Below are 6,824 nucleotides of genomic sequence, written 5' to 3'. Positions count from 1 at the left end.
GGGGCCCCCCAGCCACGAGGCCTACCGGGCCTGGGTGGAGGAGGTGGCCGCCGGACTGGAGGGCCGTCCCGCCACCATCGTGCTGGAGCCCGACGCCCTCCCGCTGGTGAGCGCGTGCAGTGACCCCTCCCCGCTCCTGGAGTCGATGGCCTTCGCGGGCCGGGCCCTCATGGCGGGCTCTCCCCAGGCGCGGGTGTACTTCGACATCGGGAACTCGGCCTGGCTGAGTCCCCAGGACGCCGCCGACCTGCTCAACGGCGCGGACATCGCGCACAGCGCCCACGGCATCGCCACCAACACCTCCAACTACAACTGGACCGACGACGAGATCGCCTTCGCCGAGTCCGTCATCGCCGCCACGGGCGTACCCGGGCTCGGCGCCGTGATCGACACCAGCCGCAACGGCAACGGCCCCACCCCCGACAACGAGTGGTGCGACCCGCCGGGGCGGATGATCGGCCGCCCCAGCACCACCGACACGGGCCACCCGCTGATCGACGCCTTCCTCTGGACCAAGCTGCCGGGTGAGGCCGACGGCTGCATCGCGCCCGCGGGGCAGTTCGTCCCCCAGGCCGCCTACGACCTGGCGGTGAACGCCCCCGACCCGGGTGAGGAGCCGAGCGACCCTCCGGCCGACGAGGACTGCACGGCCGAGTACCGGATCGTCTCCGAGTGGTCGGGCGGTTTCCAGGCGGCGGTGACGGTCACCGCGGGGTCGGCGCTCTCCGGCTGGACCGTGACGTGGACCCACGACGACGGCCAGAGCGTCGTCCAGGGGTGGAACGCCGACATCACGACCAGTGGGACGCGGGTCACCGCCACGGACCTGGGCTGGAACGGGACGCTCGGCCCCGGCGACAGCACGGAGTTCGGGTTCACCGGGACCCACGACGGCACCGGAGGCGTACCGGACGTGGTCTGCTCGGCGGCCTGAGGCCCCGGACACGCGGGCGGGGTGGGGCGGGTTCCGTTCCACCCCGTCGCCGCACGCGCGGCGGCCCTCCTCAGGCCCCGGTCGGGGCCGGGGTCTCCCGGGCCGCCGTCAACCGGTGGACGACCGCGACCGGCACCGCGCACACCCAGCCGGTGCACACGCCCCACAGCAGGCCGCTGAGGGTCCCGGCGAGCACGAACCCGGCCAGCGCCAGGAGCCCGACGCCCCCGGCGAGGGCGTCGGCGGCGGCGCGCAGGACACCGGCGGCCACCAGTCCGAGCAGGACCGCGGCCCAGGCGGAGAGCAGGAACCGCGAGGAGTTGGCGCCGGGCCGACGGCCCAGGGCGCGATACGTCCACCACGCGGTGACCCCGGCGAGGACCAGCACGGCCAGGATCTCCGTGACGTGGTTCCAGGGCGGCTGACCCACGGTCGAGGGGCCGAGCCGGGGAAAGGCGAAGGGGGCGCCGAACGCGGACGGCAGCAGGAGCCAGGCGGCGCGGGCGCCGAGCCAGGCGACGAACGCGCCGTTGCCGAAGAGCGCGCAGGGGAGCAGGGCCGTGAAACCGGCGGCGCCGGCCAGACGGATATTGCGAATCTTATTCACCTTTTGCATCCTAGTGATCCGCGTCTCATCCAACACCCCGTCCTGACCACCCCCTCGCCCCCATCCCCGAAAGGACGGTGCCGATGCCGCGCCAGGCCCGAGGCCGACTCCCCCGCCGACTCCCCGCCGCCGCCCTCGTGGCGCTCGCGCTACTCCTGACCACCGCCGTCGCGGTCATCACCGAGCACGATCCCGGGCCCACCCGCTACCTCACCGACGACCGGGGACGCGCCCTGTTCCTCCACGGGTTCAACACCTCCGGTTCGGCCAAGTCCGACCCCGAGCGCCTGCCCTGGATCACGGAGGAGGCCGTCCAGCGCGAGTACGACCTCATGGGCACCAACTTCGTCCGCCTGCTCCTCCAGTGGCAGGCGCTCGAACCGGAACACGGGGTCTACGACGAGACGTACCTGGACGCGGTCGCCGAACGGGTCGACTGGTACTCCGAACGCGGCTACCACGTCCTCCTGGACATGCACCAGGACCTCTACGGGCGGTTCACCAGCCCCGAGCGGCACTCCGGCAACGGCGCCCCCGAGTGGGCCACCCACACCGACGGCCTGCCCGTGGAACCCCAGGAGATGTGGGAGCTGGTCTACCTGGAGCCGGGGGTGGTCCGGGCCTTCGACCACTTCTGGGGCACCACCGGTGAGCACCCCGAACTGATGGACGGTTACGCCGCCGCCTGGGCGCACGTCGCCGCGCGCTTCGCCGGCGAACCGGCGGTCATCGGCTACGACCTCATGAACGAGCCCTTCGGCGGCAGCCTCCAGGGGCCCGACTTCGAAAGCGGCCCCCTCGCCGAGCTGTACCGCCGCTGCGTCGCCCGGATCCGGGAGGCCGACCAGGACACCTGGCTCTTCGTGGAGGGGCAGGCGGTGGGCGTCAACTGGGGGACGCCGTCGGCCCTGCCGCACCTGGCGGACCCTCGCGAGGGGGAGCCCCGGATCGTCTACGCCCCGCACGCCTACCCGCTGCCCATGGACCTCGGGCAGCCGTACGCGGGCGAGTCCCGGGAGACGGTGGACACGAGCGTCGAGCTGTGGTCAGCGAGCGTCCGCACCACGGCGGAGCGACTGGACGCGCCGATCGTCCTGGGCGAGTTCGGCCTGAACGTGTCCGGGGAGGGCGCCACCGACTACGTGGCGCGGATGCTGGCGGAGACCGAGCAGATGGCCGCGGGGCGGGTCTACTGGTCCAACGACCACGACGGGTGGGGGCCGTGGGCGGACGAGGAACTCAACCCCGGACCCCTCGTCGACGTGATGAACCGCGCCTACCCCCGCGCGGTCGCCGGAGACCCGCTGGAGATCGACCACGACACGGACGCCGCGCGGCTCTCGGTGCGGTTCGCGGTGCGCGAGGGCGTGTCCGGACCGACCGAGCTGTACCTGCCCGAGACCGACTATCCGGACGGGTTCGACCTGTCCGTGGCCGCCCCGGACGGGGCGAAGGACTGGACCTTCGAGTGGGACGCGGACCGGCGGGTGCTGTTCGTGGACACGCCCTCGGGGGCGCCCGGCGACGAGTACACGCTCACCGTCGTCCCCGGATGACCGCGCGAGGGCGCCCACGACGACGGGCCCGCACGGTGTACGGGGCCCGTCGCGGATCAGCGCGCCAGGGCGTGTTCCGTGGGCGCTGCTCGTCGCGAGCGGCGTATCCAGTAGTGCTCTCGCAAGGCCGAAGAAGGAGTCAGGGTGGTGTCCTGTCGACTGATGAGAACACAGCGAGAGTGCCGCTGGGGCGACGCGCAGCAGAGTATGTGCCCGCGGATCACGCCCTAAAGGCGGCAGGCGTAGATGTCGGTGACCAGGATGGCGCGGGCGCCGAGGTGCCACAGGTCGTCCATGATGCGCTGCGCGTCCTGGCGCGGCACCATCGAGCGGACCGCGACCCAGCCCTCGCGGTGCAGCGGGGAGACCGTCGGGCCCTCCATGCCCGGGGTGAGGGCGACGGCGGGCTCCAGGTGCTCGGCGTGGACGTCGTACTCCATCATCACGTAGTCGCGGGCGACCAGGACGCCGCGCAGGCGCCGCAGCAGCTGCTCGATCTTGGGGTCCTCACCCGCGCCCGACGGCCGGATCACGACCGCCTCGGAGACCAGGATCGGTTCGCCGAAGGTCTCCATGCCCGCCTGGCGGAGCGTGGTCCCCGTGGAGACCACGTCGGCCACCGCGTCGGCCACGCCGAGCTGCACGGAGCTCTCCACGGCGCCGTCCAGGTGGATCACGCGGGCGTCGACGCCCTGTTCGTCCAGGTAGGAGCGGAGCAGCCCGTCGAAGGACGTGGCGATCCGCTTGCCGTTGAGGTCGCAGACCTTCATGCTCGCGCCGTTGGGGGCCGCGAAGCGGAAGGTGGAGGCGCCAAAGCCCAGGGCGAGGACCTCGTCCACGGCGGCGCCGGAGTCCAGCAGCATGTCACGGCCGGTGATCCCGGCCTGGAGGATGCCCTCGCCGACGTAGACGGCGATGTCCTTGGGGCGCAGGAAGAAGAACTCGGTGTCGTTGTCCGGGTCGACCATGACCAGGTCCCGGGAGCTCTTGCGCTGCCGGTACCCGGCCTCGCGCAGCATCTCGACCGCCGGTTCGGACAACTGGCCCTTGTTGGGCACGGCGATTCGCAACAGGTCGGACATGTGAGTGGTTCCTTCGTCGGTTCTGGCGTTTCGGGGACGTCCGGTGGGCCGGTGCGGGAGACCGGCCGGGGCGTGTTCGGCGAACACGCCCTAGAGATGCTTGTAGACGTCCTCGAGACGCAGGCCGCGGGCCAGCATCAGGACCTGGAGGTGGTAGAGGAGCTGCGAGATCTCTTCGGCCGCGTGGTCGTCCGACTCGTACTCGGCGGCCATCCAGACCTCCGCCGCCTCCTCCACGACCTTCTTGCCGATGGCATGGACACCGGCGTCGAGTTGGGCGACGGTCCCGGACCCCTCGGGGCGGGAGCGTGCCTTCTCGGACAGCTCGGCGAACAGCTCTTCGAAGGTCTTCATGGTGTCTTTCCTCGACCGACAGTGCGTTACCAGCGTAGGCGGTCCGGGCGCCCGTTGCCGCACGGGGACGCGGATGTCTCACGATGTGGTCGAAACGTTCGGTGAACGATCCCGGTCGAGGTCGCGGCGGAGGTCAGCCGAGACGGCGGCCCAGGGCGCGCACGACCGGTCGCGGCAGGACCCTGAGGAGGCTGTCGGCGGTCTTGTACTGGGCGCCGGGGACGACGTGCGAGCGCCCGGCGGACCACGCGCGCAACGAATCCCGCACGATCTGCGCCTTGGACACGAAGGCGAACTCGGGCAGCCCCCTCTCCTGGACGGCTCGGGTCATGTCGGTGCGCACGAACCCGGGCAGGACCACGGTGACCTGCACACCCTTCGCGCGAACCTCGGCGGCCACGCTCTCGCTCCACAGGGTGACGAACTTCTTTCCGCCCCCGTACACCGAACCGCCGGGGTTCACGACGGGCTCGCCGGCCAGCGACGACACGTTGAGCACACCGAGCTTGGCGGTCTCGCCCGCCGCGCGCCGGGCGATCTGGACGGGCAGGACCGCTCGGGTGAGCTGGAGGACGGCGCGGACGTTGAGGTCGATCATGGCGTCGATCTCGCCCGGGTCCTGGGTGGCGAACGCGCCGCCGTCCCCGCGCCCGGCGTTGTTGACGAGCAGGTCGACCGGGGCGGCGTCACCCCCGCCGTCGGCGGACAGGCGCCCGGCCACCGCCGTGACGCCCTCGCGGGTGCCGAGGTCGGCGGGGAGGGCCTCGACGGCGGTGCCGTAGGTCTCACGGATCTCCTCCGCGAGCTCGTCGAGGAGTGCCGCACGGCGGGCGACGAGCACGAGCGCGTACCCGCGCTGGGCCAGCCTGCGCGCGAACTCCTCACCGATACCGCTGGAGGCGCCGGTGACCAGCGCGGTCCGGGAACGGGGGGCGGTTCCTGGGGTGTCGTCCGCATCGCTCATGAAGGTCAGCCTACGCCGCCCCGACCCACGTCTGCGGCGCGGTGCCGTTCACGCCGGCGGAAGGCGTCGAACCTGAGGATTTGACGCCGATCCCTCCCGTCGGCGCGCGCCAGGCGCTAGCGTTCGGGTATGGCCGAGACCACGAGTCCCACCGGACCTCTCACCGCCCTCAAGCTGGACGAGCGTCTCCGCGACACCAGGCTCTTCTTCACCCAGGCGGTACGGACCTTCCACGCCACCGGCTCCGTCGTTCCGAGCAGCAGAGCCCTGGCCGACACCCTGGCCGAGTTCGTGCGGGAGCGCCCCGCCCCCGACCGACCGCTGCGCATCATGGAGGCCGGCGCCGGGACCGGCGCGATCACCCGGGGCATCGCCGCCGCCATGCGCCCCGGCGACACCGTCGACCTGGTGGAGGCCAATCCCGCCTTCGCCGCCCACGTCGAGGACCTGCTGGGCACCGACCCCGAACTGTCGAAGATCGCCGACAGCGCGACGGTGCACGCGATGCTCGTCAACGACATGGGCACCGACCGGGTCTACGACGTGATCGTCTCGGGGCTGCCGTTCGCCAACTTCACGGCGGAGGCGGTCGAGGAGATCCTCGACTACTACTTCGAGGTGCTGAGGCCGGGCGGGACCTTGTCCTTCTACGGCTACCTCTACACCAAGGAGGTCAAGGCGATCATCGCGCGCCGCGAGGACTACCTCCGCCAGGCACGGACGAGCTGGCTGGTGCAGGACTGGATCGACCGTTACGGGATCCGCTCCGAGCGGGTACTCGCCAACTTTCCGCCCGCGTGGGTGCACCACCTGCGCAAGCCCGCCTGACCGACGGGACCCGTGCCCCGTCCGGCCCCTCCCCCGCGCCGCGTACGCCGGGGAAGGGGCCGTTCCGCCTTCTCCGGCCGCCACACCAATGTGACCTGTTCTGCCCAGATTGAGTGTCGCGGTGACCCGTGTGGCCCAGGTAGTCTCACGTTGACTTCTTGAGGACCAGGCCTTGTCCCGGCCGACTGCCAGTGCAGTCTGTCCGTGTTCACACCAAATATTCCCAAGGTCTGATTCAAGTCCCCTGAAGCCCGTCCCGCGCCACAAGCCCTGGGCTCTACGTTCTTCACACCAGCTGTGGTGTGCGCCCGAACCATGCGCGCGGACTCCCGTACCTCACCGACGTCCCCAGGTCGACGAAGACCTATGGAGGAGGCAACGTGACGCTCACCCAGGCGGCCGGAACGGCCCTAGGACTGTCCGGCCGGACCGGCGACACGACCCCCGAGGCCCTGCCCGTGGATGTGCGGCGGCGGATCTCCGCCCTGGCCCGCACCCC

7 protein-coding genes are annotated in these 6,824 nt (G+C 71.6%); 3 read left to right on the top strand and 4 right to left on the bottom strand.

Translation table 11 applies throughout. The annotated features are described in order from the left end of the window. Positions 1–934 (top strand): glycoside hydrolase family 6 protein (locus D471_RS36120; RefSeq protein ID WP_017601186.1); only part of this gene is annotated, 934 nt, incomplete at its 5' end. Between the two features lie 70 nt (positions 935–1,004). On the opposite strand, the gene D471_RS36115 is transcribed toward D471_RS36120, so the two are convergent. After that, the gene (locus D471_RS36115) at positions 1,005–1,550 is read right to left on the bottom strand and encodes a hypothetical protein (RefSeq protein WP_051059249.1); all 546 of its coding nucleotides are present in this window, start codon (positions 1,548–1,550) and stop codon (positions 1,005–1,007) included. Between the two features lie 74 nt (positions 1,551–1,624). Between D471_RS36115 and D471_RS0125200 the strand changes: the two genes are divergently transcribed. Continuing rightward, positions 1,625–3,097 (top strand): cellulase family glycosylhydrolase, encoded by a 1,473-nt coding sequence (locus D471_RS0125200; protein WP_017601184.1) that lies wholly within the window; start codon positions 1,625–1,627, stop codon positions 3,095–3,097. Between the two features lie 227 nt (positions 3,098–3,324). Here D471_RS0125200 and hisG read toward each other — a convergent pair whose 3' ends face one another. From hisG to D471_RS0125185, 3 genes are all read right to left on the bottom strand, one after another. Beyond that, positions 3,325–4,179 (bottom strand): ATP phosphoribosyltransferase, encoded by an 855-nt coding sequence (gene hisG, locus D471_RS0125195; protein WP_017601183.1) that lies wholly within the window; start codon positions 4,177–4,179, stop codon positions 3,325–3,327. Positions 4,180–4,269: 90 nt separating this feature from the next. After that, positions 4,270–4,533, bottom strand: a complete 264-nt coding sequence (locus D471_RS0125190) for a phosphoribosyl-ATP diphosphatase (protein WP_017601182.1) — start codon at positions 4,531–4,533, stop codon at positions 4,270–4,272. A 133-nt stretch (positions 4,534–4,666) separates the two neighbouring features. Further along, positions 4,667–5,497 carry an SDR family NAD(P)-dependent oxidoreductase gene (locus D471_RS0125185; protein WP_017601181.1) on the bottom strand — a complete coding sequence of 277 codons (831 nt, stop codon included), beginning with the start codon at positions 5,495–5,497 and terminating at the stop codon, positions 4,667–4,669. Positions 5,498–5,626: 129 nt separating this feature from the next. On the opposite strand from D471_RS0125185, the gene D471_RS0125180 reads away from it, so the two are divergent. After that, positions 5,627–6,325 carry a class I SAM-dependent methyltransferase gene (locus D471_RS0125180; protein WP_017601180.1) on the top strand — a complete coding sequence of 233 codons (699 nt, stop codon included), beginning with the start codon at positions 5,627–5,629 and terminating at the stop codon, positions 6,323–6,325. Positions 6,326–6,824: the final 499 nt, after the last annotated feature.

It is taken from the genome of Nocardiopsis lucentensis DSM 44048, from assembly GCF_000341125.1.
In the GTDB taxonomy this organism is placed as follows: Bacteria; Actinomycetota; Actinomycetes; order Streptosporangiales; family Streptosporangiaceae; genus Nocardiopsis; species Nocardiopsis lucentensis.
Note: the sequence above shows the minus strand (reverse complement) of the source record. Positions and strands in the feature narration are given on the sequence as shown.

Excerpts from the sequence above, each read along its gene's own strand:
- D471_RS36115 (WP_051059249.1), bottom strand. The coding sequence starts at position 1,550 with ATGCAAAAGGTGAATAAGATTCGCAATATCCGTCTGGCCGGCGCCGCC.
- D471_RS0125200 (WP_017601184.1), top strand. The coding sequence starts at position 1,625 with ATGCCGCGCCAGGCCCGAGGCCGACTCCCCCGCCGACTCCCCGCCGCC.
- hisG (WP_017601183.1), bottom strand. The coding sequence starts at position 4,179 with ATGTCCGACCTGTTGCGAATCGCCGTGCCCAACAAGGGCCAGTTGTCC.
- D471_RS0125190 (WP_017601182.1), bottom strand. The coding sequence starts at position 4,533 with ATGAAGACCTTCGAAGAGCTGTTCGCCGAGCTGTCCGAGAAGGCACGC.
- D471_RS0125185 (WP_017601181.1), bottom strand. The coding sequence starts at position 5,497 with ATGAGCGATGCGGACGACACCCCAGGAACCGCCCCCCGTTCCCGGACC.
- D471_RS0125180 (WP_017601180.1), top strand. The coding sequence starts at position 5,627 with ATGGCCGAGACCACGAGTCCCACCGGACCTCTCACCGCCCTCAAGCTG.